Origin of the sequence: Citreimonas salinaria, assembly GCF_900107235.1 — a bacterium.
In the GTDB taxonomy this organism is placed as follows: domain Bacteria; phylum Pseudomonadota; class Alphaproteobacteria; order Rhodobacterales; family Rhodobacteraceae; genus Citreimonas; species Citreimonas salinaria.
Window position 1 is genome coordinate 100,508 of the sequence record NZ_FNPF01000009.1, and the last position, 25,218, is coordinate 125,725.

Here is a 25,218-nt window from a genome sequence, read left to right on the forward strand (position 1 = left end):
CCGGTCCCGACCCCATACACGGCGCGCGGTGCAACATCGGGTCGGGTGACCCCTAAATCACGAGGCGTCCTGAAAGATGGCAAAGGAAAAGTTCGAACGCGGCAAGCCGCACTGCAACATCGGCACGATCGGCCACGTCGACCACGGGAAGACGACGCTGACGGCTGCGATCACGAAGTACTTCGGCGAGTTCCGCGCGTATGACCAGATCGACGGCGCGCCCGAGGAGAAGGCCCGCGGGATCACGATCTCGACCGCGCACGTGGAGTACGAGACCGACGCGCGCCACTACGCGCATGTCGACTGCCCCGGCCACGCCGACTACGTGAAGAACATGATCACCGGCGCGGCGCAGATGGACGGCGCGATCCTGGTGGTGAACGCGGCCGACGGCCCGATGCCGCAGACGCGCGAGCACATCCTGCTGGGCCGCCAGGTCGGCATCCCGGCGATGGTGGTGTTCCTCAACAAGGTCGACCAGGTGGACGACCCGGAACTGCTCGAGCTGGTCGAGATGGAAGTGCGCGAGCTTCTGTCGGCCTACGACTTCCCGGGCGACGACATCCCGATTATCGCGGGCTCGGCTCTGGCCGCGATGGAGGGCCGCGATCCCGAGATCGGCGAGAACAAGATCCGCGAACTGATGAAGGCCGTGGACGAGTACATCCCGCAGCCCGAGCGCGCGATCGACCAGCCGTTCCTGATGCCGATCGAGGACGTGTTCTCGATCTCCGGCCGCGGCACGGTGGTGACCGGCCGCGTCGAGCGTGGCGTGATCAACGTGGGCGACGAGATCGAGATCGTCGGCATCCGCGACACCAAGAAAACGACCTGCACGGGCGTCGAGATGTTCCGCAAGCTGCTGGATCGCGGCGAGGCGGGCGACAACATCGGCGCGCTGCTGCGCGGCATCGACCGTGAAGGCGTCGAGCGCGGCCAGGTGCTGTGCAAGCCGAAGTCGATCACCCCGCACACCAAGTTCGAGTGCGAGGTCTACATCCTGACGAAGGAAGAGGGCGGCCGCCACACGCCGTTCTTCGCGAACTACCGCCCGCAGTTCTACTTCCGCACCACGGACGTGACGGGCACGGTCCAGCTTCCCGAAGGCACCGAGATGGTGATGCCGGGCGACAACCTGAAGTTCGTCGTCGACCTGATCGCCCCGATCGCGATGGAAGACGGCCTGCGCTTCGCCATCCGCGAAGGCGGCCGCACCGTCGGCTCCGGCGTCGTCTCGAAGATCGTCGAGTAAGGCGCAGCCGAACTGCCCGAGACGAAAGGAAAGGGCGCCCCCGGTGGGGCGCCCTTTTGCGTGGGCCGCGCGCATTGCGGTCCGCGATTGTCCAGGGGGGGGGGGCGAAAGCGAAAAAGGCCGCCCCGGTTGGAGCGGCCTTTGGGGCGTGCGGCGTCGCGCCAGAGGGCGCGCCGCGCGCGGGAGCGTCGTCAGTCCAGATATCCGCGCACGGCGTTGCGCTTCTCGCTTTCGGAATCGCCGCCGTGGATCACGGTCAGCAGCACGTTCACCTCGCGCTCGGACAGGGTGGAGAGGTCGGCCTCGGGGGCGTAGCGCGCGATGTCGTTGAGCTGACCTTGCGTCGGTGCGGCGACGGCGGCCGTTGCGGTGCCGAGCGCCGCTGCGGCGACGAGGGCGGATGCGATGATGCGTTTCATGTGTGTTCTCCTGTGTTCGCCGGGCGGAATGCCCGTTGCGTGTCTTGCGAGACTGGTGCCGCCTCAACCGTGTGCGGCGGTCTGTGCGTCTCGACACAACGTCATCTGGTGGGCGCCCGGAAAAAGCAAAATCACAAGATGATACTGCACTGGTAACGGCATCTTGTGATTGACTTTAAACGATAAAAATTAGGGGTCGCAAAATCGCACGAATGGCTTGTTTTTCGTGGCGTTCAGGCGCTTTCCGGCGGCGCTTCGCGGCGTCGGCGGCTGCGGAACCTTGTGCACAGGCGCACGGTGGCGGTGAGTGCGCGCGCGAGCTGCCCTCTTGAAGAAGCGGCGCGGGTGCGGCGACGCGCTTCGGCCGCGGAGCCCGCCCCTTGGGGCCGAGAGGAGGCCGTCCGGACGGCCTGGCGAAAAGCGCCGCGGAAGTGGGCGAACGGGCCTTGATTTTCGGCAGGCGTTGACGTACCTCGCGTTCATCGCAGGGGTATAGCTCAGTTGGTAGAGCGACGGTCTCCAAAACCGTAGGTCGCGGGTTCGAGCCCTGCTGCCCCTGCCAGGTCCCGCGCGGACCAGCTGCGTGCCACCCGAAAAACGAACCTTTCTGCACATGCGGTGCGGGGGCACAGGCAAGTCTTGTGCGCAGCGAACAGCCGCGCACGAAAAAAGGCCGCCCCGAGGGACGGCCTTTCTTGGTGCCATGAAGCGGCGATTACATCGCTTCGATGCTCTCGACCACCGTCATCACGCGGTCGCGGTCACCGCTTGCCAGTGCGGCGCGCAGTTCCACGGCGTCGTCTGCCGTGATGGTCGTCAGGTCGAACTCCGGCGCGATGAGGCGGATGTCGCGGATCTCGGCGTCGGTCAGCATCAGCGTCGTTTCGTCGTCGCTGTTGACGATCGCGCGGATCTTTTGCTCTGCATCGCTGGCGTCAGCCGAGCGAACGATCGACAGCGCCTGCAGAATCTGCGCATCGGTCATGGTGGCGATGTCGACGTCCGGAACGGCTGTGCGGACCTCGACCAGCTGCGCTTCGGTGAAGGTCGCGGTCACCACGGAATCGATGTTGATCAGCGCCTGCATGCGCTGCTGGCGATCGTCGAACGACCCGCCGCCGTGGGCGATGGTCACCAGTTCCTGAACGGTCTCTTCCGGCAGCAGCTCGACGTTGACGTTCGGCAGGAAGCGCTCGACTTCGGTAATCTGTGCCTCGGTCTGCGCGAACGCGCCGGTTGCCAGAACTGCGGTCAGGGCGGTGGTTGCGAAAATGCGTTTCATCGTAACTATCCTTTCGTTGCGTTTCAGTCGCAGCAGGCGCGCCGCCATACGACGCACCGTCTGGGAAAAGAACATACGTTGGCCGTAAGAGTTCCGAGCCGCGTGAGGGAAACATCCGCCGTCGCCTGCGGAACCCTCCGTGCTTTTCAAGCGGCCTGACAGCTCGAAACGCCCTTGTTGCGCGCGTGTGGCGGGCGCAGGGCGCGACAGGCATCCGGGCGGTCGGGTTTGCGGATCAGGGTTTCGTGAACCTCGCTCGCGTGCCTGTGATGGGCGTGCGCGCGTGGCGGCGGCCTTGCGTCCGCGCATGGGGGCGCGTAAGGGAGCGCGGAACGTTCACGAGGAAGGCTTTCACGCGATGGCCCGCACCAACCCGCTTCAATTTGTCCAGCAGGTCCGCGCCGAGGTGGGCAAGGTCGTCTGGCCGACCCGCCGCGAAGTGGTGCTGACCACGATCATGGTCTTCGTCATGGCGACGCTGACAGCGATCTTCTTCGCGCTGGTCGATCTTCTCATCCGGCAGGGCCTGCAGGGCGTTCTGACGATCTTCGGCTAGACGGCCGACGGCACTTGAACTCGTGCGGGTGCGCGGGTAATCACGCGCCACTTCGTGACGGGCGTGCAATGATTCGAGTTGCGCGCCGCTTTTTTGCTTCCCGTGCGCGCCTCCGCGCATCCGGGCAGTGCAAGACGCGAAGGCGCGACATGGAATGAACCGGCGCGGCCGGCAAGGACAAGGGTTGGGCCAGATGGCGAAGCGGTGGTATTCGGTTAGCGTCCTCTCGAACTACGAGAAGAAGATCGCCGAACAGATCCGGACGGCGGTGGCCGAGCAGGGACTCGAGGACCAGATCGACGAGGTCCTGGTGCCCACCGAAGAGGTGATCGAGGTCCGCCGCGGCAAGAAGGTCTCGTCCGAGCGCCGCTTCATGCCGGGCTACGTGCTGGTCCACATGGAGATGTCCGACAAGGGCTACCACCTGATCAACAGCATCAACCGCGTGACCGGCTTCCTTGGTCCGCAGGGCCGCCCGATGCCGATGCGCGACGCCGAGGTCGACGGCATCATTGGCCGCGTCCAGGAGGGCGAGGAGACGCCGCGCACGCTGATCCATTTCGAGATCGGCGAGAAGGTCAAGGTCACCGACGGCCCGTTCGAGGGCTTCGACGGCACGGTCGAGGGCGTGGACGACGACAACCAGCGCCTGCGCGTCGCGGTGTCGATCTTCGGCCGGGAAACCCCGGTCGAACTGGAATTCACCCAGGTCTCGAAAGAGGGCTGAGGGAAGGTGGGCGTTCGCGCCCGCATCATCCGTGGGAGGCGAGGGCATCGCGATGTCCGGACCTGACCGCGCAACGAAACGCCCCGCGACGCGTCACGGGGCCGGTTGAAAGGAAGAGCCGATGGCCAAGAAGCTCGCCGGCAAGATGAAGCTGCAGATCCCTGCAGGCAAGGCAAACCCGAGCCCGCCCGTGGGCCCCGCACTGGGTCAGCGCGGCATCAACATCATGGAATTCTGCAAGGCGTTCAACGCCAAGACGCAGGAGATGGAACCTGGTGCTCCGTGCCCGACGGAGATCACGTATTACCAGGACAAGTCCTTCACCATGGACATCAAGACGCCGCCGGCGTCGTACTACCTGAAAAAGGCCGCCGGCCTGAAGCCCGTGGGCAAGCGCAACCGTCCCCGCGGTGCCGTCCTGCCGGGCCGCGAGACGATCGCTACCGTCACCACCAAGCAGGTGCGCGAGATCGCCGAAGCCAAGATGCGCGACCTTTCGGCGACCGATGTCGAGCAGGCGATGAAGATCATCCTCGGCTCGGCGAAGTCGATGGGTATCGAGGTGAAGGGGTAAGATCATGGCGAAACTCGGAAAACGCGCCCGCGCGGCCCGCGAAGCCTTTGCCGGCAAGGAAAACCTCTCCGTCGAGGAAGCGATCAGCCTGATCAAGCAGGTCGCCGGTGCGACGAAGTTCGACGAGACCGTCGAGATCGCGATGAACCTGGGCGTCGACCCGCGCCACGCCGACCAGATGGTCCGCGGCGTCGTCGGCCTGCCCAACGGCACCGGCAAGACGATGCGCGTTGCGGTCTTCGCCCGCGGCGCGAAGGCTGACGAAGCCAAGGAAGCCGGGGCCGAAATCGTCGGCGCCGAGGACCTGATGGAGACGATCCAGAACGGCACGATCGAGTTCGATCGCTGCATCGCGACGCCGGACATGATGCCGATCGTCGGCCGCCTGGGCAAGATCCTGGGTCCGCGCAACCTGATGCCGAACCCCAAGGTCGGCACGGTGACGATGGACGTGGCCCAGGCGGTCAAGGATGCCAAGGGCGGCCAGGTGCAGTTCAAGGCCGAGAAGGCCGGTGTCGTGCACGCGGGCGTCGGCAAGGCGTCGTTCGACGAGGCCAAGCTGGCCGAGAACATCCGCGCCTTCGTGGCCGCGGTCTCGGCCGCCAAGCCCGCCGGTGCCAAAGGCACCTACATGAAGAAGATCGCCCTCAGCTCGACCATGAGCCCGGGCGTGACCGTCGACGTCAACAGCGCGACCGGCGCGGCCTGACGTAGGCGACATGAGATGACGAAGGGCGGGCCGACCGGTCCGCCCTTTTTCGTTGGCGGCTTCGGTTCTCGGCGGCGCCCGAAGGCCCAAATTCCGACCCGCGCCGCGACGTCACACATGCGCGCGCCGGCTGCAGCCTGCCGGTCCGCGATGTTTTTCCCCGTATACACGCGCCCGCCGTTGCGTTACGCGGCATCCTTTCCCACCTGTCCCAAAGACAGCCCGTGCCGCGGCGCGGGCACCACCAGATCGGTTTTTCGAATGATTGCTTCCCTGTCCCAAGCGCTGTCCGAGCGTGGCTACGATACCCTGACCGCGGTGCAGGAGGCCGTGACCGACCCTGCGCTGAACGACGCGGACCTGCTTGTCTCGGCGCAGACCGGCTCGGGCAAGACCGTGGGCTTCGGCCTTGCGATCGGCCACACGCTGCTGGGCGACGCCGACACGCTGGGGCCCGCCGCGGCACCGCTGGCGCTGATCGTGGCGCCCACGCGCGAGCTGGCCTTCCAGGTCACGCGCGAGCTCAACTGGCTCTACGCCAAGGCCGAGGCGCGGGTGACCTCCTGCGTGGGCGGGATGGACATGCGCGACGAACGCCGGGCGCTGGAGCGCGGGGCGCACATCGTCGTGGGCACGCCGGGCCGGCTGGTCGACCACATCAAGCGCGGCTCGCTGGACATGAGCGGACTGCGGGCGATCGTGCTGGACGAGGCCGACGAGATGCTGGACCTCGGGTTCCGCGAGGATTTGGAATTCATGCTGGGCGAGGCGCCGGTGGATCGCCGGACGCTGATGTTCTCGGCCACGGTGCCGCCGATGATCGTGACGCTGGCGCAGCACTACCAGCGCGATGCGGTGCGGGTCACCACGCTGTCCGAACGCAGCCAGCACGCCGACATCACCTACCAGGCGCTGCGGGTGGCGCAGCAGGACGCCGAAAACGCGATCATCAACGTGCTGCGCTACCACGAGGCGCAGAACGCCATCGTCTTCGCCAACACACGCGCCACGGTAAACCGGCTGACCGCGCGTTTCGCCAACCGCGGCTTCGCCGTCGTCGCGCTATCGGGCGAGCTGAGCCAGGCCGAGCGGACGCACGCCCTTCAGGCGATGCGCGACGGCCGCGCGCGGGTCTGCGTGGCCACCGACGTGGCGGCGCGGGGCATCGACCTGCCGAACCTGGAACTGGTGATCCACGCGGAACTGCCGTCGAACGCCGAAGGTCTGTTGCACCGCTCGGGCCGGACCGGCCGGGCGGGCCGCAAGGGGATCTCGGCGCTGGTCGTGCCGCCCAAGGCCGTGAACCGGGCCGAGCGGCTGCTGCGCAGCGCGCGGGTGACCGCCGAATGGACCACCGCACCCGACGCTGACGAGATCCTGCGCCGCGACGAGGAACGCCTGCTGGCCGATCCCGTCTGGTCGCAGGAGATCTCCGAGGTGGAGGCGTCCTTTGCCGAGAAGCTGACCGCGCAGCACGCGCCAGAGGTGATCGCCGCGGCCTACCTGCGGCTCTACCGCGAGCGTCATTCCGCGCCCGAGGAGCTGGTGTCGCCGGATACCCGCGCGCCGGCGAAGGAACGCACGCCCTTCGGTCCCAGCACGTGGTTCTCGCTGTCGGTCGGTCGCGACGACCGGGCCGAGGCGCGCTGGCTGCTGCCGCTGCTGTGCCGCGCCGGCGGACTGGACAAGGATCACATCGGCGCGATCAGGGTGCAGCAATCCGAGACGCACGTGGAAGTGGCGGATGCGGGCGTTCCGGGCTTCCTGTCTTCGCTGGGCACCGGTGGCGAGCTCGAGAAGGGCGTGACCGCGCGCAAGATGGACGGCGCGCCGGATGCGGGATCGAAACCGCCTGCGAAACGGCGCGAAACTGCGCCGAAACCGCCGCGCAAACCGGCTGCTCTGAAGCCGCGCGAGGCAGACGATCGGCCCGGATACCAAGCCGCGACTGCGCCCGAGGCGAGGCCGGAACCAACCGCCCCGAAGGCCGAGCCGTCGGTATCGGAGCCTGCACAGCGCGCCGCGCCTGCGCCAACGTCCGGGCGCGATGGCGGCGATGACGCGAAGCCGCGAGAGGCGAGAAAGCCCGCGGCTGCCCGTCCGCCGCGTGACGATGCGGGCAAGCCCGCGAAGCGGTCGTACGGCGAGCGGAACGCGGACGATCGTCCGGCCGGCAAGCGCTACGGCGAGAAGTCCGACGGCCCGCGGCCTGCTGGCGGCAAGTCCGGTGGCTACAAGGGCGCCGGATCGCGGCCGGGCACCCCCGAACGCGGCGAGCGGACCGCCCGCCCCGAGCGCAAGGAGTGGGCCGGTCGTCCCGAGAGGGCAGAGCGCGCCGAGCGTCCTGCTGCGCCGCGCGCCGACGCATCGGACACGTCCAAGCGCTTCGTGCCGCCGCGCCAGGGCGCCGGGGGCAAGCCCGGTGGCAAACCGGCAGGCAAGCCCGGTGCGCGACCCGGCGGCAAGCCCGGGGCGAAGTTCGGTGGCAAGCCGGGCGCCAAGTTCGGTGCCAAGTCCGGTCCAGGGGCAGGGGGCAAGCGCCCCGGCGGCGCGCAGCCGCCGCGCCGCAAGCCCTGAACCCGGCCTGCATCCCGATGCGCGCGGCCGGGCCCCTTGCGGCGCGGGACCGCGCGCATCGGGCTTTTCTGCGATTGCACGAAAACCGGTCAGGGGGATGGGCAGACGCTCCGCGCGGTGCTATCTTTTCGCCGCAGCGTCAGGCCCGACCACGCGGGTGCGGTTTCCGCACCGCCGGGCCTTGGCAAGACCTTTCAAACCGGTTACGCCGTCCGGACGGTGGCCCGCGCGATTCGTGCGGGCCGTCGTTTCGTCCGAGACGGTGGGCTGACTGCTTTCGCAATCGTTAAGTCCTGCCCGAGACGGGAAGAGACATCTTTTCCGGCGCCGCGCGCGGCCCGGCTGGTGATGTGACGACCCGATCGGACCTTGTGGCATGGCGCTTGCGCCTTGCCGGAACGAGCCGGAGGGGTCGCCCCTCCATCAACTGGAGTGAAACTGTGGATAGAGCCCAGAAAGAGAAAGTGGTCGAGGAACTCGGCCAGATCTTCGAAAGCTCTGGCGTCGTGGTGGTAGCCCGCTACGAAGGTCTCACGGTTGCCGAGATGCAGGACCTGCGGGGGCGCGCCCGCGCCGCCGAAACGTCGGTCCGCGTCGCCAAGAACAGGCTCGCCAAGATCGCCGTCGACGGCACGCAATGCGAAAGCCTTGCGCCGCTGCTCGAGGGCATGACCGTTCTCACCTATTCCGAAGACCCCGTGGCAGCCGCCAAGGTGGTCGAGGATTTCGCCAAGACGAACGCAAAGTTCCAGATCCTTGGCGGGAACATGGGGGGATCGGCCCTGGACCGGGCCGGTGTCGAGGCCGTGTCGAAGATGCCGTCGCGCGAGGAGCTCATCGCTTCGATCGTCGGCGCCATCGGCGCACCCGCTTCGAACATCGCCGGTGCGATTGGCGCACCTGCATCGAACATCGCTTCGATCCTCTCGACCATCGAGGAAAAGGCCGAAGCGGCTTAAGGCACCCGATCTGATCTACGTGGGGTTGAATCCCCGACGTTGGAACACATCTCATCATACGGAAAGAGTCTCAAAATGGCTGATCTCAAAGCACTTGCCGAGCAAATCGTGAACCTCACGCTGCTCGAAGCGCAGGAACTGAAAACCATCCTCAAGGACGAGTACGGCATCGAGCCCGCAGCAGGCGGCGCGGTCATGATGGCCGGTCCCGCAGGCGGCGACGCCGGTGGCGAAGCTGCCGAGGAGCAGACCGAGTTCGACGTGATCCTCAAGTCGGCCGGCGACAAGAAGATCAACGTGATCAAGGAAGTCCGCGGCATCACCGGTCTTGGCCTGAAGGAAGCCAAGGAACTGGTCGAAGCCGGTGGCAAGGCCGTCAAGGAGCAGGTCTCCAAGGACGAAGCCGAGGAAATCAAGAAGAAGCTCGAAGAGGCAGGCGCCGAAGTCGAGCTCAAGTAATCGGTTCCGGGGTGGCGTCGCGCCGCCCCGAGAGCGCGCTTGCAAGGCTGGATCGGGTGATTTCCCGGTCCAGCCGAACCTGTCTTGGCAAGCCCGTGCGCGGGTTTCCCTGGACGAGGTTCCAGATCGGGAGGCGGCCGGTGGGACGGCAGCCAGGCATGGATCGGATCAACGTCGTCTTTGATGGGCGCGCGGCCGGAGCCCGACGGCACGCGGCGCCCAGACAGAGAACGTGAAAGGGTGCACCACTCATGGCGCAAAGTTTCCTCGGACAGAAACGGCTTCGCAGGTATTACGGCAAGATCCGCGAGGTGCTGGAGATGCCGAACCTCATCGAGGTTCAGAAATCCAGCTACAAGCTGTTCCTCAACTCGGGCGACCAGCTCGAGCCGATGGACGGCGAGGGCATCAAGGGCGTGTTCCAGTCGGTCTTTCCGATCAAGGACTTCAACGAGACCGCCGTGCTCGAGTTCGTGGACTACGAGCTTGAAAAGCCGAAATACGACGTCGAGGAGTGCATGCAGCGCGACATGACCTACAGCGCGCCGCTGAAGGTCACTCTGCGCCTGATCGTGTTCGACATCGACGAGGATACCGGCGCCAAGTCCGTCAAGGACATCAAGGAGCAGGACGTGTTCATGGGCGACATGCCTCTGATGACGCCCAACGGCACCTTCGTGGTCAACGGCACCGAGCGCGTGATCGTGTCCCAGATGCACCGCAGCCCGGGCGTCTTCTTCGACCACGACAAGGGCAAGACGCACAGCTCGGGCAAGCTGCTGTTCGCCTGCCGCATCATTCCCTACCGCGGTTCGTGGCTGGACTTCGAGTTCGACGCCAAGGACATCGTGTTCGCGCGCATCGACCGCCGCCGCAAGCTGCCGGTGACGACGCTTCTGTACTCGCTCGGTCTCGACCAGGAAGCGATCATGGACGCGTATTACGACACCGTGTCCTACACCCTGCGCAAGGGCGAGGGCTGGGCGACCAAGTTCTTCCCCGACCGCGTGCGCGGCACCCGTCCGACCTATGACCTGATCGACGCCGACACCGGCGAGGTGATCGCCGAGGCGGGCAAGAAGATCACGCCGCGCGCCGTCAAGGCGATGAAGGACGAGGGCAAGGTCGAGAACGTCCTGCTGCCGTTCGAGGCGATCGTCGGCAAGTTCGCCGCGCGCGACATCATCAACGAGGAAACCGGCGCGATCTACGTCGAGGCCGGCGACGAGCTGACCTGGACCGTCGACAAGGACGGCGACGTGACCGGCGGCACCCTCAAGGAGCTGATCGACGCGGGCGTCACCGAGATCCCCGTGCTGGACATCGACAACATCACCGTCGGCGCCTACATGCGCAACACGATGGCGCAGGACAAGAACATGAGCCGCGAGACCGCGCTCATGGACATCTACCGCGTCATGCGTCCGGGCGAGCCGCCCACCGTCGAGGCCGCGTCCGCGCTGTTCGACACGCTGTTCTCGGATTCCGAGCGCTACGACCTGTCGGCCGTGGGCCGGGTCAAGATGAACATGCGCCTGAACCTGGAAAAGCCCGACACCCAGCGCACGCTGGACCGTGACGACATCGTCGCCTGCATCAAGGCGCTGGTGGAACTGCGTGACGGTCGTGGCGAGATCGACGACATCGACCACCTCGGCAACCGCCGGGTGCGCTCGGTCGGCGAACTGATGGAGAATCAGTACCGCGTCGGCCTGCTGCGGATGGAGCGCGCCATCAAGGAGCGCATGTCCTCGGTCGAGATCGACACGGTCATGCCGCAGGACCTGATCAACGCGAAGCCCGCGGCCGCCGCGGTCCGCGAGTTCTTCGGCTCTTCGCAGCTGTCGCAGTTCATGGACCAGACCAACCCGCTGTCCGAGGTGACGCACAAGCGTCGCCTTTCGGCGCTTGGCCCGGGCGGCCTGACGCGCGAGCGCGCCGGCTTCGAGGTGCGCGACGTGCACCCGACGCATTACGGCCGCATGTGCCCGATCGAAACGCCGGAAGGCCCGAACATCGGCCTGATCAACTCGCTGGCCACGTTTGCCCGCGTGAACAAGTACGGCTTCATCGAGACGCCTTACCGCGTCGTGAAGGACGGACAGGTGACCGACGAGGTCCACTACATGTCCGCCACCGAAGAGATGCGCCACACCGTCGCCCAGGCAAACGCGCTGCTGGACGACGAGGGCCGTTTCATCAACGAGATGGTCAACACCCGCCAGTCGGGCGACTACACGCTGGCCCCGGCCGGCGCCGTCGACCTGATCGACGTGTCGCCCAAGCAGCTGGTGTCGGTCGCGGCCTCGCTGATCCCGTTCCTCGAGAACGACGACGCGAACCGCGCGCTGATGGGCTCGAACATGCAGCGGCAGGCCGTGCCGACGCTGCGGTCCGAGGCGCCGCTGGTCGGCACCGGTATCGAGGAAGTCGTGGCACGCGATTCCGGCGCAGCGATCACCGCGCGCCGCGCGGGCATCATCGACCAGGTGGACGCGCAGCGGATCGTGATCCGCGCGACGGAAGATCTCGAACCCGGCGATCCGGGCGTCGACATCTACCGCATGCGCAAGTTCCAGCGCTCGAACCAGAACACCTGCATCAACCAGCGTCCGCTGGTGAAGGTGGGTGATACGGTCGCCAAGGGCGAGGTCGTCGCCGACGGTCCCAGCACCGACATGGGCGAGCTGGCGCTCGGCAAGAACGTGATCGTCGCGTTCATGCCGTGGAACGGCTACAACTACGAGGACTCGATCCTGATCTCCGAGCGCATCGCGCGCGACGACGTCTTCACCTCGATCCACATCGAGGAGTTCGAGGTCGCGGCCCGCGATACCAAGCTCGGCCCCGAGGAAATCACCCGCGACATTCCCAACGTGGGCGAAGAGGCGCTGCGCAACCTCGACGAGGCGGGCATCGTCTATATCGGTGCCGACGTGGAGCCGGGCGACATCCTGGTGGGCAAGATCACCCCCAAGGGCGAAAGCCCGATGACGCCGGAAGAAAAGCTTCTGCGCGCCATCTTCGGCGAGAAGGCCAGCGACGTGCGCGACACCTCGCTGCGCGTGAAGCCGGGCGACTACGGCACCGTGGTCGAAGTCCGGGTGTTCAACCGCCACGGCGTCGAGAAGGACGAGCGCGCGCTGCAGATCGAGCGCGAGGAGATCGAACAGCTGGCGCGCGACCGCGACGACGAGTTGGCGATCCTCGACCGCAACATCTACGCGCGCCTGCGCCAGATGCTGGTCGGCCAGACGGCCGTCAAAGGTCCGCGCGGGGTCAAGCCCAACGCCGAGATCACCGACGAGACGCTCGACGGCCTGACCCGTTCGCAGTGGTGGCAGCTGGCGCTGGCAGAAGAGCAGCAGGCCAAGAACCTCGAGGCGCTCAACGAGCAATACGAGGCGCAGAAGCGTGCCCTGACCGCGCGGTTCGAGGACAAGGTCGAAAAGGTCCGCCGCGGCGACGACCTGCCCCCGGGCGTGATGAAGATGGTCAAGGTCTTCGTCGCCGTGAAGCGCAAGCTTCAGCCGGGCGACAAGATGGCCGGCCGCCACGGCAACAAGGGCGTCATCTCGCGCGTGGTGCCGATCGAGGACATGCCGTTCCTCGAGGATGGTACTCCGGTCGACTTCTGCCTCAACCCGCTGGGCGTGCCGTCGCGCATGAACGTCGGCCAGATCCTGGAAACCCACATGGGCTGGGCCGCCCGCGGCCTGGGCATCCGGATCGATGACGCGCTGCAGGACTACAAGCGCTCGGGTGACCTGACACCGGTGCGCGAGGCGCTGCGCATCGCCTATGGCGACGAGGTCTACGAGGAAGGCCTTGCCGACATGGACGAGGAGCGTCTCGTGGAGGCGGCGTCCAACGTCACCCGCGGTGTGCCGATCGCGACGCCTGTCTTCGACGGCGCGAAGGAGGCCGACGTCAACGACGCGCTGCTGCGTGCGGGTTTCGACACGTCGGGTCAGTCGCGGCTGTTCGACGGCCGCTCGGGCGAGCCGTTCTCGCGCCAGGTGACCGTGGGCGTGAAGTACCTGCTGAAACTGCACCACCTGGTGGACGACAAGATCCACGCACGCTCGACCGGGCCCTACAGCCTGGTCACCCAGCAGCCGCTGGGCGGCAAGGCGCAGTTCGGCGGTCAGCGCTTCGGCGAGATGGAGGTATGGGCGCTGGAAGCCTACGGCGCGGCCTACACCCTGCAGGAGATGCTGACGGTGAAGTCGGACGACGTCGCCGGCCGGACCAAGGTCTACGAAAGCATCGTCAAGGGCGAGGACAACTTTGAGGCCGGCGTGCCGGAATCGTTCAATGTTCTCGTCAAGGAGGTCCGGGGTCTGGGCCTCAACATGGAACTCCTGGATGCGGAGGAGGAAGACGCGGAGTGATCCCGAAATCCTTCAAGGATTTCGGTCCGGTTCCCTCGCAGGGGACCGGACCCCGCCAAGCCTTCCCCGCACCCTCTGCCCACTGAGGACACAGAATGAACCAGGAACTCACCAACAACCCGTTCAACCCGGTCACCCCGCCCAAGGTCTTCGACGAGATCAAGGTGTCGCTGGCCTCGCCCGAGCGGATCCTTTCGTGGTCCTTCGGCGAGATCAAGAAGCCCGAGACGATCAACTACCGCACGTTCAAGCCCGAGCGTGACGGCCTGTTCTGCGCGCGCATCTTCGGCCCGATCAAGGACTACGAGTGCCTGTGCGGCAAGTACAAGCGCATGAAGTACCGCGGCGTCGTCTGCGAGAAGTGCGGCGTCGAGGTCACGCTGCAGAAGGTCCGGCGCGAGCGCATGGGCCATATCGAATTGGCTGCGCCCTGCGCCCATATCTGGTTCCTCAAGTCGCTGCCCTCGCGCATCGGCCTGATGCTGGACATGACCCTGCGCGACCTCGAGCGTGTTCTCTACTTCGAGAACTACGTCGTGATCGAGCCGGGCCTGACCGACCTGACCTACGGCCAGATGCTGACCGAGGAAGAATTCCTCGACGCGCAGGACCAGTACGGCATGGACGCCTTCACCGCCAATATCGGCGCCGAGGCGATTCGCGAAATGCTGGCCGCGATCGATCTGGAATCCGAGGCCGAGAAGCTGCGCGAGGACCTCAAGGAGGCCACCGGCGAACTGAAGCCCAAGAAGATCATCAAGCGCCTGAAGGTGGTCGAGTCGTTCCTCGATTCCGGCAACCGCCCGGAATGGATGGTGCTGACCGTGGTGCCGGTGATCCCGCCGGAACTGCGCCCGCTGGTCCCGCTGGACGGCGGCCGCTTCGCCACGTCCGACCTGAACGACCTGTATCGCCGGGTGATCAACCGGAACAACCGCCTCAAGCGGCTGATCGAGCTGCGCGCGCCCGACATCATCGTGCGCAACGAAAAGCGCATGCTGCAGGAATCCGTCGACGCGCTGTTCGACAACGGCCGCCGCGGCCGCGTCATCACGGGGGCCAACAAGCGCCCGCTGAAATCGCTGTCGGACATGCTCAAGGGCAAGCAGGGCCGCTTCCGCCAGAACCTTCTGGGCAAGCGGGTCGACTTCTCGGGCCGTTCCGTCATCGTGACCGGCCCCGAGCTGAAGCTGCACCAGTGCGGCTTGCCGAAGAAGATGGCGCTCGAGCTGTTCAAGCCGTTCATCTATTCGCGGCTCGAGGCCAAGGGGCTTTCGAGCACCGTGAAGCAGGCCAAGAAGCTGGTCGAGAAGGAGCGTCCCGAGGTCTGGGACATCCTCGACGAGGTGATCCGCGAGCACCCGGTGCTGCTGAACCGCGCGCCGACGCTGCACCGTCTGGGCATCCAGGCGTTCGAGCCGATCCTGATCGAGGGCAAGGCGATCCAGCTTCACCCGCTGGTCTGCTCGGCCTTCAACGCCGACTTCGACGGTGACCAGATGGCGGTTCACGTGCCGCTTTCGCTGGAAGCCCAGCTCGAGGCGCGCGTCCTGATGATGTCCACGAACAACGTGCTGTCGCCTGCCAACGGCGCGCCGATCATCGTGCCGTCGCAGGACATGATCCTCGGCCTCTACTACGTCACCATCATGCGCGAAGGCATGAAGGGCGAGGGCATGCTGTTCTCGTCGATCGAGGAGGTCGAGCACGCGCTGAACGCGGGCGAGGTGCACCTGCACGCCAAGATCCAGTGCCGCGTCAAGCAGATCGACGACGAAGGCCAGGAAGTCGTCAAGCGCTACGAAACCACGCCGGGCCGCGTCCGGCTGGGCGCGCTTCTGCCAATGAACGCCAAGGCGCCGTTCGACCTGGTCAACCGGCTGCTGCGCAAGAAGGACGTCCAGAACGTCATCGACACCGTCTACCGCTATTGCGGCCAGAAGGAATCGGTCATCTTCTGCGACCAGATCATGTCGATGGGCTTCAAGGAGGCGTTCAAGGCCGGCATCAGCTTCGGCAAGGACGACATGGTGATCCCCGAGGACAAGTGGAGCATCGTCGAGACCACGCGCGAGCAGGTGAAGGACTTCGAGCAGCAGTACATGGACGGCCTGATCACTCAGGGCGAGAAGTACAACAAGGTCGTGGACGCCTGGTCGAAGTGCAACGACAAGGTGACCGAGGCGATGATGGCCACCATCTCGGCCGAGCGCCGGGACGAGAATGGCGGCGTCGAAGAGCCCAACAGCGTCTACATGATGGCGCACTCGGGCGCGCGTGGCTCGGTCACGCAGATGAAGCAGCTGGGCGGCATGCGCGGCCTGATGGCCAAGCCGAACGGCGACATCATCGAGACGCCGATCATCTCGAACTTCAAGGAAGGTCTGACCGTCCTCGAGTACTTCAACTCGACCCACGGCGCCCGGAAGGGCCTGTCGGACACGGCGCTGAAGACGGCGAACTCGGGCTACCTGACCCGCCGCCTGGTGGACGTGGCGCAGGACTGCATCATCCGCATGCACGATTGCGGCACCGACCGGGCGATCACCGCCGAGGCCGCGGTCAACGACGGCGAGATCGTGGCCAGCCTGGGCGAGCGTCTGCTCGGCCGGGTGGCGGCCGACGACATCGTCAACCCGGCGACGGACGAGATCATCGTGCGCCAGGGGCAGCTGATCGATGAGCGTCTGTCCGATGCCGTCGAAGAAGCGGCGCTGCAGGCGGTGCGGATCCGCTCGCCTCTGACCTGCGAGGCCGAGGAAGGCGTCTGCGCCATGTGCTACGGGCGCGACCTTGCCCGCGGCACGATGGTCAACATCGGAGAGGCTGTCGGCATCATCGCCGCGCAGTCGATCGGTGAGCCTGGCACCCAGCTGACGATGCGGACCTTCCACATCGGCGGCGTGGCGCAGGGTGGCCAGCAATCGTTCCTCGAGGCCAGCCAGGAAGGGAAGATCGAGTTCGAGAACGCCTCGACGCTCGAGAACTCGGCCGGAGAGACGCTGGTGATGGGCCGCAACATGAAGTTGCGGATCATGGACGAGAACGGCGTCGAGCGGGCCAACCACAAGCTGGGCTACGGCACCAAGCTGTTCGTCAAGGAAGGCGACACCGTCAACCGCGGCGACAAGCTGTTCGAGTGGGACCCCTACACACTGCCGATCATCGCCGAGGCGGACGGCATCGCCCGCCACGTGGACCTGGTCAACGGTGTTGCCGTGCGCGACGAGACCGACGAAGCCACCGGCATGACGCAGAAGATCGTCGTGGACTGGCGCGCGGCCCCCAAGGGCAACGAGCTCAAGCCCGAGATCATCCTGCAGGACGAGGACGGCGAACCGGTCCGCAACGCGGCCGGCAATCCGATCACCTACCCGATGTCGGTGGACGCGATCCTGTCGACCGAGGACCTGCAGCCGGTCAAGGCCGGCGATGTGGTCGCGCGCATCCCGCGCGAGGGCGCCAAGACCAAGGACATCACCGGCGGTCTGCCGCGGGTGGCGGAACTGTTCGAGGCACGTCGTCCCAAGGATCACGCGATCATCGCGGAAATCGACGGCTACGTGCGCTTCGGCAAGGACTACAAGAACAAGCGCCGGATCACGATCGAACCGGTCGACGACACGATCGAGCCGAAGGAGTACATGATCCCCAAGGGCAAGCACATTCCCGTCGTGGAAGGTGACTACGTCCAGAAGGGCGACTACATCATGGACGGCAACCCGGCGCCGCACGACATCCTGTCGATCATGGGCATCGAGGCCTTGGCCAACTACATGATCGACGAGGTGCAGGACGTGTATCGTCTGCAGGGCGTGAAGATCAACGACAAGCACGTCGAGGTCATCGTCCGGCAGATGCTCCAGAAGTGGGAGATCCTCGACAGCGGCGACACGACGCTGCTCAAGGGCGAACACGTGGACAAGGCCGAGTTCGACGCCGCCAACGCCAAAGCCGAAAGGCTCAAGGGGCGTCCCGCACGGGGCGAGCCGATCCTGCTGGGCATCACCAAGGCGTCGCTGCAGACCCGCAGCTTCATCTCGGCCGCGTCCTTCCAGGAGACGACCCGCGTGCTGACCGAGGCGTCGGTGCAAGGCAAGAAGGACACGCTGGTGGGTCTGAAGGAGAACGTCATCGTAGGCCGCCTGATCCCGGCGGGCACCGGTGGCGCGACCCAGCAGATGCGCAAGATCGCCGCGGATCGCGACACCGTCGTGATCGAGGCCAAGCGCGAGGAAGCGGCCGCCGCCGCGGCCCTCGCCGCGCCGCAGGACGAGAGCGACGAGGACGCCGACGGCCTGATCGTCGATACGCCCGAAAGCCGCGAGTGATCCGCGCGGCGCCTTCGGGCGCCGGGCTGTGCAACGGGAAGATGACCGGACTCCGCAAGGGTCCGGTCATTTTTTTGGTGATTCCGTTCATGCGGCGAAGGGGCAGGGGCTGTGCCCCGTCTTGCTCCTGCGGAGCACTCATCCCCGCGACAATCATGCCAGAAGGAAATCTCTGATCTGCCACGGCTTCTTGCGGATGGCGGGGCTGTCGGCGCCCTGCTAGACCATGCGCATGACAGGCTGGTCCGACAACATGAAGGGTGCTGCGCTGATGGTGGGCTCGATGGCCTGCTTCGGCTTTGGCGACGCGTGCATCAAGGCCCTGGGCGGCGCGATGCCGTTGAGCCAGGTGCTGACGATCCGTGGGCTGGCGGCGTCCTTCTTCATCGCGTTGCTGGCGCGCCACTTCAGGCAGTTGCGATTTGACATGGCGCGACGGGACTGGGGGCTGATCGCGTTGCGCGCGGGGTCCGAGGTCGGCGCGGCGTATTTCTTCCTGACCGCGCTGCTGAACATGCCCTTCGCGAACGTCACCGCGCTGCTGCAGATGCTGCCGTTGACGGTGACATTGGCCAGCGCCGTGGTCTTCGCCGAGCCCGTGGGCTGGAAGCGGTGGAGCGCGATCGTCATCGGGTTCATGGGCATGCTGCTGATCGTCCGGCCGGGCACGTCGGGCTTCGACGCCTGGTCGCTCTATGCGCTGGTGGCGGTGGCCTGCGTGACCGTGCGCGACATGTCCACGCGCCGCATGGGAAAGGGCGTGCCGTCGCTGATGGTGACGCTGATGAGCTCGTTGGCGGTGCTGGGCTTCGCGGTGCTGTGGTCCCTGGGGCAGGAGTGGCAGCCCTTGACCGCCACCAACGGCGCGCTGCTGGCCGGTGCCAGCCTGTTCATCGTCGGCGGCTATTCGCTGTCGGTCTTCGTGATGCGCGTGGGCGAGGTCAGCTTCGTCGCGCCCTTCCGCTACACCGGCCTGCTGTGGGCGCTGCTCCTGGGACTGGTGTTCTTCGGAGAGTGGCCGGCAGTGCCGACGCTGATCGGGGCGGCGATCATCATGGGCACAGGCATCTTCACGCTGCTGCGCGAGGCGCGGCTGCGCAGGCGGGGTCAGCCGGCGCCGAATATCCGCCGCACGTGATCGGCGTCGATGGCGAAGAGGTCGCGGAACAGCGCCTCGCCTTCGGGGTCGAGGCGGGGCAGCTCGACCGGCTTCACGTGCCGCTTCTGGCGTGAATCGTTGTGGTCGTTGTGGCCGCGCACGTACATCGCGCGGTCGGTGAAGGTGACTGTCGGCATGAACCGGTTGATCCGGTCATGCGCGAAGTTGAGGATCGTCTGCGCTACGCCCGGTTGCACGGCCAGGGCCTGCGCCACGCCCCAGTAGGGAGTGACGGTCTCTTCGGCGCAGAGGCCGCGTTCGTCGGGGCGCGCGATGAAGCCGCGGTTCCAGTCCAAGCCCACGAGCCTGTGATCACGCAGCAGGGGTGCGCAATCGATGGCAGCCTTGCGCAGGCGCGCGACGAAATCGACCGCGACGGCATCGTCATCGTCGTGGCGGAATTGCAGGCAGGGGCGGTCTGTATCGCGCGCGGCGTTGAGGACCTCCTGACAGACCTGGCGGTGGGGGCCGGGTTGGCGCGCCACGATGCGGGCCTGAGGAAAGCCGTCCAGCAACGACTCCAGCCGGTCGCGCCAGCGTGCGGGCATGGCGTCCCCGACCAGTATCAGAAACGTGAAGTCCGGGTCAGTCTGCGCGCGCAGGCCCGGCAGGCAGACACACTCGAAATGCCGCAGCCGTTCCTCCATCCGCGGGGCGGCGTAGAGATAGGCCATGCGTTCCTCGATCGAGCCGTGCTCGACCTGGAAACCGCCCTCGGCGGGGTAGGAGAACCGGCACAAGCCGATCACTTGCATCACGCGTCCTTTCGCGGCAAGACACGTGCAATCACTGGCAGCGCGGGGCCTCCCGCGCAAGCCGGCGGGGCCCTGTTGACAAGGGTTCCGACTCCCCCTATACGCGCCGCTAATCCGCCGGAATGTTAACCCATTGCGCGCGGGACTCAGTATCGGAGCGGTCAAGATCCGGGCTCAAGGCCCCGATCCTCTGGACACCAACCGCGTCGCCCGGGTTCACGGGCGGGTGCGGTTCTTTGCGTCGTATGGTTCGGCGCGGCAACCGGCGTCACGCGGACGCGCGCGGCGCCTGACATCAATAACCGGCAAGGGGCCGCGTCCCCTCGCGCCACATATGTGAGAAGTACGGGGAAGAGACCTTCATGCCCACGATCCAGCAGCTGATCCGCAAGCCGCGGCAGCCCAAAGTCAAGCGTTCGAAGTCGCAGCATCTCGAGCAGTGCCCGCAGAAGCGTGGCGTCTGCACGCGCGTCTACACCACCACGCCGAAGAAGCCGAACTCGGCCATGCGGAAGGTGGCGAAGGTCCGCCTGACCAACGGTTACGAGGTGATCAGCTACATTCCGGGCGAAAGCCACAACCTTCAGGAGCACTCGGTCGTCCTGATCCGGGGTGGCCGCGTCAAGGACCTTCCCGGCGTGCGTTACCACATCCTGCGCGGTGTTCTCGACACCCAAGGCGTCAAGGACCGCAAGCAGCGCCGTTCGAAATACGGCGCCAAGCGTCCCAAGTAAGAGGATATACAGATGTCTCGTCGTCACGCCGCAGAGAAGCGCGAAATCCTGCCCGACGCCAAGTATGGCGATCGGGTTCTGACGAAATTCATGAACAACCTGATGTACGACGGCAAGAAGTCCGTCGCCGAGGGGATCGTCTACGGCGCGCTCGAGCGGGTCGAGGCGAAGGTCAAGCGCGCGCCGGTGGAGCTGTTCCACGAAGCGCTCGACAACATCAAGCCGTCGGTCGAGGTCCGCTCGCGCCGCGTCGGTGGTGCGACCTACCAGGTCCCCGTCGAGGTCCGCCCCGAGCGCCGCGAGGCGCTGGCGATCCGCTGGCTGATCGAGGCGTCGCGCAAGCGCAACGAGAACACGATGGAAGAGCGCCTGGCGGGCGAGCTCGTCGATGCGGTGCAATCCCGTGGTTCGGCCGTGAAGAAGCGCGAAGACACCCACAAGATGGCCGACGCGAACAAAGCGTTCAGCCATTACCGCTGGTAACAGGAGCTACCATCATGGCACGCGAGTACCCGCTTACGCGCTACCGCAACTTCGGGATCATGGCTCACATCGACGCGGGCAAGACCACGACGACCGAGCGGATCCTTTTCTACACCGGCAAGTCCCACAAGATCGGCGAAGTCCATGACGGCGCCGCGACGATGGACTGGATGGAGCAGGAGCAGGAGCGCGGCATCACGATCACGTCCGCCGCGACGACCACCTTCTGGCAGCGTCAGGAAGACCCGACCGCCGAAGGCACGTCGGACACGAAGTACCGCTTCAACATCATCGACACTCCCGGACACGTGGACTTCACCATCGAGGTCGAGCGTTCGCTCGCCGTGCTCGACGGTGCGATCTGCCTGCTGGACGGCAACGCCGGCGTCGAGCCGCAGACCGAGACCGTCTGGCGCCAGGCCGACCGGTACAAGGTTCCGCGCATCGTCTTCGTCAACAAGATGGACAAGATCGGCGCGGATTTCTACAACTGCGTCAGGATGATCAAGGACCGCACGGGTGCGATCCCCGCGCCGATCGCACTGCCGATCGGTGCCGAGGACAAGCTCGAGGGCATCGTCGACCTGATCAAGATGGAAGAATGGGTCTGGCAAGGCGAGGATCTGGGCGCGTCCTGGGTTCGCCGCCCGATCCGTGACGAGCTTCAGGATCTGGCCGACGAATGGCGCGCGAACCTGATCGAGATCGCCGTCGAGATGGACGACGATGCGATGGAGCAGTATCTCGAGGGCAACGAGCCCGACGAGGCGACGCTGCGCCAGCTGATCCGCAAGGGCTGCCTGACGCTGTCCTTCGTGCCGGTCACGGCCGGTTCGGCGTTCAAGAACAAGGGCGTGCAGCCCCTGCTGAACGCCGTGATCGACTTCCTGCCCGGTCCGCTCGACGTGCCGCCATACATGGGCTTCAGCCCGGACGACGAGACGGAAACCCGCAACATCGCGCGTAAGCCCGGTGACGAGGAGCCGTTCGCAGGCCTCGCGTTCAAGATCATGAACGACCCGTTCGTCGGCTCGCTCACCTTCACGCGGATCTATTCGGGTCTGCTCAAGAAGGGCGACGCGATCATGAACTCGACCAAGGGCAAGAAAGAGCGCATCGGCCGCATGATGATGATGCACTCGAACTCGCGCGAAGAGATCGATTGGGCCGGTTCGGGCGACATCATCGCGCTGGCGGGCCTGAAGGAAACGACCACGGGCGACACGCTCTGCGATCCGCAGAAGCAGGTCGTTCTGGAAACGATGACCTTCCCTGATCCGGTGATCGAGATCGCCGTCGAGCCCAAGACCAAGGCCGACCAGGAGAAGATGTCCGCGGGCCTGCAGCGTCTCGCGGCCGAGGATCCGTCCTTCCGCGTCGAGACCGACATCGAGTCCGGTCAGACGATCATGAAGGGCATGGGCGAACTTCACCTCGACATCCTCGTCGACCGCCTGAAGCGCGAATTCAAGGTCGAGGCCAACATCGGTGCGCCGCAGGTGGCGTATCGCGAGACCATCAGCCACGAGATCGAGCACACCTACACCCACAAGAAGCAGTCGGGTGGTTCGGGTCAGTTCGCAGAGGTCAAGCTGGTCATCTCGCCGACCGAGCCGGGCGAAGGCTATTCCTTCGAATCCCGCATCGTCGGCGGCTCGGTGCCGAAGGAATACATCCCCGGCGTCGAGAAGGGCATCAAGTCGGTCATGGACTCCGGTCCGCTGGCAGGCTTCCCGGTGATCGACTTCAAGGTCGCGCTGATCGACGGCAAGTTCCACGACGTGGACTCGTCGGTCCTGGCGTTCGAGATCGCGTCGCGGATGGCCATGCGCGAAGGTCTGCGCAAGGCCGGCGCCAAGCTGCTCGAGCCGATCATGAAGGTCGAGGTGGTGACGCCCGAGGAATATACCGGTTCGGTGATCGGTGACCTCACGTCCCGTCGGGGCCAGATGCAGGGCCAGGAGCCGCGCGGCAACGCGATCGTCATCGACGCGAACGTTCCGTTGGCGAACATGTTCGGCTACATCAACAACCTGCGTTCGATGTCCTCGGGCCGCGCGCAGTTCACGATGCAGTTCAGCCACTACGAGGCCGTGCCGCAGAACATCTCCGACGAGATCCAGGCCAAGTACGCATAAGCCGGGTGGCGGGGGAAACCCCGCCCTACCCATCACCGTAGGGTGGGCCCCAGCTCACCATCCGCACGCAGACAGAGGGAGCCAAGACCATGGCAAAGGAAAAGTTCGAACGCGGCAAGCCGCACTGCAACATCGGCACGATCGGCCACGTCGACCACGGGAAGACGACGCTGACGGCTGCGATCACGAAGTACTTCGGCGAGTTCCGCGCGTATGACCAGATCGACGGCGCGCCCGAGGAGAAGGCCCGCGGGATCACGATCTCGACCGCGCACGTGGAGTACGAGACCGACGCGCGCCACTACGCGCATGTCGACTGCCCCGGCCACGCCGACTACGTGAAGAACATGATCACCGGCGCGGCGCAGATGGACGGCGCGATCCTGGTGGTGAACGCGGCCGACGGCCCGATGCCGCAGACGCGCGAGCACATCCTGCTGGGCCGCCAGGTCGGCATCCCGGCGATGGTGGTGTTCCTCAACAAGGTCGACCAGGTGGACGACCCGGAACTGCTCGAGCTGGTCGAGATGGAAGTGCGCGAGCTTCTGTCGGCCTACGACTTCCCGGGCGACGACATCCCGATTATCGCGGGCTCGGCTCTGGCCGCGATGGAGGGCCGCGATCCCGAGATCGGCGAGAACAAGATCCGCGAACTGATGAAGGCCGTGGACGAGTACATCCCGCAGCCCGAGCGCGCGATCGACCAGCCGTTCCTGATGCCGATCGAGGACGTGTTCTCGATCTCCGGCCGCGGCACGGTGGTGACCGGCCGCGTCGAGCGTGGCGTGATCAACGTGGGCGACGAGATCGAGATCGTCGGCATCCGCGACACCAAGAAAACGACCTGCACGGGCGTCGAGATGTTCCGCAAGCTGCTGGATCGCGGCGAGGCGGGCGACAACATCGGCGCGCTGCTGCGCGGCATCGACCGTGAAGGCGTCGAGCGCGGCCAGGTGCTGTGCAAGCCGAAGTCGATCACCCCGCACACCAAGTTCGAGTGCGAGGTCTACATCCTGACGAAGGAAGAGGGCGGCCGCCACACGCCGTTCTTCGCGAACTACCGCCCGCAGTTCTACTTCCGCACCACGGACGTGACGGGCACGGTCCAGCTTCCCGAAGGCACCGAGATGGTGATGCCGGGCGACAACCTGAAGTTCGTCGTCGACCTGATCGCCCCGATCGCGATGGAAGACGGCCTGCGCTTCGCCATCCGCGAAGGCGGCCGCACCGTCGGCTCCGGCGTCGTGTCGAAGGTCGTCGAGTAAGGCAGGGTCATCCGGCCACGGCCGGGCAGTAAATCGGTGCGCGGGCGACCGCGCACCGCTCGTTTCCGGGTTCGACGAAGGCTGCGGGTACGCCGCATTCCTCCTCTCAACCCCAACGCCAAGATAGGCTAAGACAATGCAAAGCCAGAACATCCGGATCAGGCTCAAGGCGTTCGATTACCGCGTCCTCGATGCGTCGACGCAGGAGATCGTGAACACCGCCAAGCGGACGGGCGCCCAGGTGCGCGGCCCGATCCCGCTGCCGAACAAGATCGAGAAATTCACCGTTCTGCGTGGCCCTCACGTGAACAAGAAGTCGCGCGACCAGTTCGAGATCCGTACGCACAAGCGTCTGCTCGACATCGTCGACCCGACCCCGCAAACCGTTGACGCCCTGATGAAGCTCGACCTCGCCGCCGGCGTGGACGTCGAGATCAAGGTGTAA

At 65.9% G+C, this 25,218-nt stretch carries 19 protein-coding genes and 1 tRNA gene; 17 read left to right on the forward strand and 3 right to left on the reverse strand.

What is annotated here, in order from left to right:
* Nucleotides 1-76 precede the first annotated feature (76 nt).
* Entirely contained in the window at nt 77-1,252 is a 1,176-nt protein-coding gene (gene tuf, locus BLW27_RS12360; protein WP_089883700.1) for an elongation factor Tu, read from the forward strand.
* A 191-nt stretch (nt 1,253-1,443) separates the two neighbouring features.
* Here the strand turns inward: tuf (BLW27_RS12360) and BLW27_RS12365 are convergent, their stop codons facing one another.
* Entirely contained in the window at nt 1,444-1,671 is a 228-nt protein-coding gene (locus BLW27_RS12365) for a hypothetical protein (protein WP_089883701.1), read from the reverse strand.
* A gap of 486 nt (nt 1,672-2,157) precedes the next feature.
* Here BLW27_RS12365 and BLW27_RS12370 point away from each other — a divergent pair.
* Nucleotides 2,158-2,233: transfer RNA gene (locus BLW27_RS12370), tRNA-Trp, on the forward strand.
* A gap of 153 nt (nt 2,234-2,386) precedes the next feature.
* On the opposite strand, the gene BLW27_RS12375 is transcribed toward BLW27_RS12370, so the two are convergent.
* The gene (locus tag BLW27_RS12375; RefSeq protein ID WP_143042254.1) at nt 2,387-3,001 is read right to left on the reverse strand and encodes a hypothetical protein; all 615 of its coding nucleotides are present in this window, start codon (nt 2,999-3,001) and stop codon (nt 2,387-2,389) included.
* A 310-nt stretch (nt 3,002-3,311) separates the two neighbouring features.
* On the opposite strand from BLW27_RS12375, the gene secE reads away from it, so the two are divergent.
* From secE to BLW27_RS12425, 10 genes are all read left to right on the forward strand, one after another.
* The gene (gene secE / locus BLW27_RS12380; protein WP_089883703.1) at nt 3,312-3,509 is read left to right on the forward strand and encodes a preprotein translocase subunit SecE; all 198 of its coding nucleotides are present in this window, start codon (nt 3,312-3,314) and stop codon (nt 3,507-3,509) included.
* Nucleotides 3,510-3,702: 193 nt separating this feature from the next.
* Nucleotides 3,703-4,236, forward strand: coding sequence for a transcription termination/antitermination protein NusG (nusG, locus tag BLW27_RS12385; RefSeq protein WP_089883775.1), 534 nt, complete (start codon nt 3,703-3,705; stop codon nt 4,234-4,236).
* A 121-nt stretch (nt 4,237-4,357) separates the two neighbouring features.
* Nucleotides 4,358-4,810, forward strand: a complete 453-nt coding sequence (gene rplK / locus BLW27_RS12390) for a 50S ribosomal protein L11 (RefSeq protein ID WP_089883704.1) — start codon at nt 4,358-4,360, stop codon at nt 4,808-4,810.
* A gap of 4 nt (nt 4,811-4,814) precedes the next feature.
* On the forward strand, nt 4,815-5,519 hold the full coding sequence (gene rplA, locus BLW27_RS12395; RefSeq protein WP_089883705.1) for a 50S ribosomal protein L1: 705 nt from the start codon (nt 4,815-4,817) through the stop codon (nt 5,517-5,519).
* Nucleotides 5,520-5,780: 261 nt separating this feature from the next.
* On the forward strand, nt 5,781-8,096 hold the full coding sequence (locus BLW27_RS12400; protein WP_089883706.1) for a DEAD/DEAH box helicase: 2,316 nt from the start codon (nt 5,781-5,783) through the stop codon (nt 8,094-8,096).
* Nucleotides 8,097-8,536: 440 nt separating this feature from the next.
* Entirely contained in the window at nt 8,537-9,055 is a 519-nt protein-coding gene (gene rplJ / locus BLW27_RS12405) for a 50S ribosomal protein L10 (RefSeq protein ID WP_089883707.1), read from the forward strand.
* Nucleotides 9,056-9,130: 75 nt separating this feature from the next.
* Nucleotides 9,131-9,514, forward strand: a complete 384-nt coding sequence (gene rplL, locus BLW27_RS12410; protein WP_089883708.1) for a 50S ribosomal protein L7/L12 — start codon at nt 9,131-9,133, stop codon at nt 9,512-9,514.
* A gap of 251 nt (nt 9,515-9,765) precedes the next feature.
* A complete protein-coding gene (gene rpoB, locus BLW27_RS12415) occupies nt 9,766-13,908 on the forward strand; it encodes a DNA-directed RNA polymerase subunit beta (RefSeq protein ID WP_089883709.1) in 4,143 nt (1,380 codons plus the stop codon).
* 95 nt (nt 13,909-14,003) lie between these two features.
* Complete coding sequence (gene rpoC / locus BLW27_RS12420; RefSeq protein ID WP_089883710.1) at nt 14,004-18,239, forward strand: DNA-directed RNA polymerase subunit beta'; 4,236 nt, start codon at nt 14,004-14,006, stop codon at nt 18,237-18,239.
* A gap of 232 nt (nt 18,240-18,471) precedes the next feature.
* A complete protein-coding gene (locus tag BLW27_RS12425; RefSeq protein WP_089883711.1) occupies nt 18,472-19,377 on the forward strand; it encodes a DMT family transporter in 906 nt (301 codons plus the stop codon).
* Here the strand turns inward: BLW27_RS12425 and BLW27_RS12430 are convergent.
* Nucleotides 19,347-20,153 carry a glycosyltransferase gene (locus tag BLW27_RS12430; RefSeq protein ID WP_089883712.1) on the reverse strand — a complete coding sequence of 269 codons (807 nt, stop codon included), beginning with the start codon at nt 20,151-20,153 and terminating at the stop codon, nt 19,347-19,349. The two genes, BLW27_RS12425 and BLW27_RS12430, sit on opposite strands and share 31 nt — an antisense overlap.
* Nucleotides 20,154-20,515: 362 nt before the next feature.
* Here BLW27_RS12430 and rpsL point away from each other — a divergent pair, with 362 nt between their 5' ends.
* The 5 genes from rpsL to rpsJ all read left to right on the forward strand — a co-directional run bounded on the left by rpsL (nt 20,516) and on the right by rpsJ (nt 25,218).
* Nucleotides 20,516-20,887 carry a 30S ribosomal protein S12 gene (gene rpsL / locus BLW27_RS12435; protein ID WP_005862801.1) on the forward strand — a complete coding sequence of 124 codons (372 nt, stop codon included), beginning with the start codon at nt 20,516-20,518 and terminating at the stop codon, nt 20,885-20,887.
* Between the two features lie 12 nt (nt 20,888-20,899).
* Entirely contained in the window at nt 20,900-21,370 is a 471-nt protein-coding gene (rpsG, locus tag BLW27_RS12440) for a 30S ribosomal protein S7 (protein WP_089883713.1), read from the forward strand.
* Nucleotides 21,371-21,384: 14 nt separating this feature from the next.
* Nucleotides 21,385-23,508 (forward strand): elongation factor G, encoded by a 2,124-nt coding sequence (gene fusA, locus BLW27_RS12445; protein WP_089883714.1) that lies wholly within the window; start codon nt 21,385-21,387, stop codon nt 23,506-23,508.
* A gap of 89 nt (nt 23,509-23,597) precedes the next feature.
* Complete coding sequence (gene tuf, locus BLW27_RS12450; RefSeq protein WP_089883715.1) at nt 23,598-24,773, forward strand: elongation factor Tu; 1,176 nt, start codon at nt 23,598-23,600, stop codon at nt 24,771-24,773.
* A gap of 136 nt (nt 24,774-24,909) precedes the next feature.
* On the forward strand, nt 24,910-25,218 hold the full coding sequence (gene rpsJ, locus BLW27_RS12455) for a 30S ribosomal protein S10 (RefSeq protein WP_007792792.1): 309 nt from the start codon (nt 24,910-24,912) through the stop codon (nt 25,216-25,218).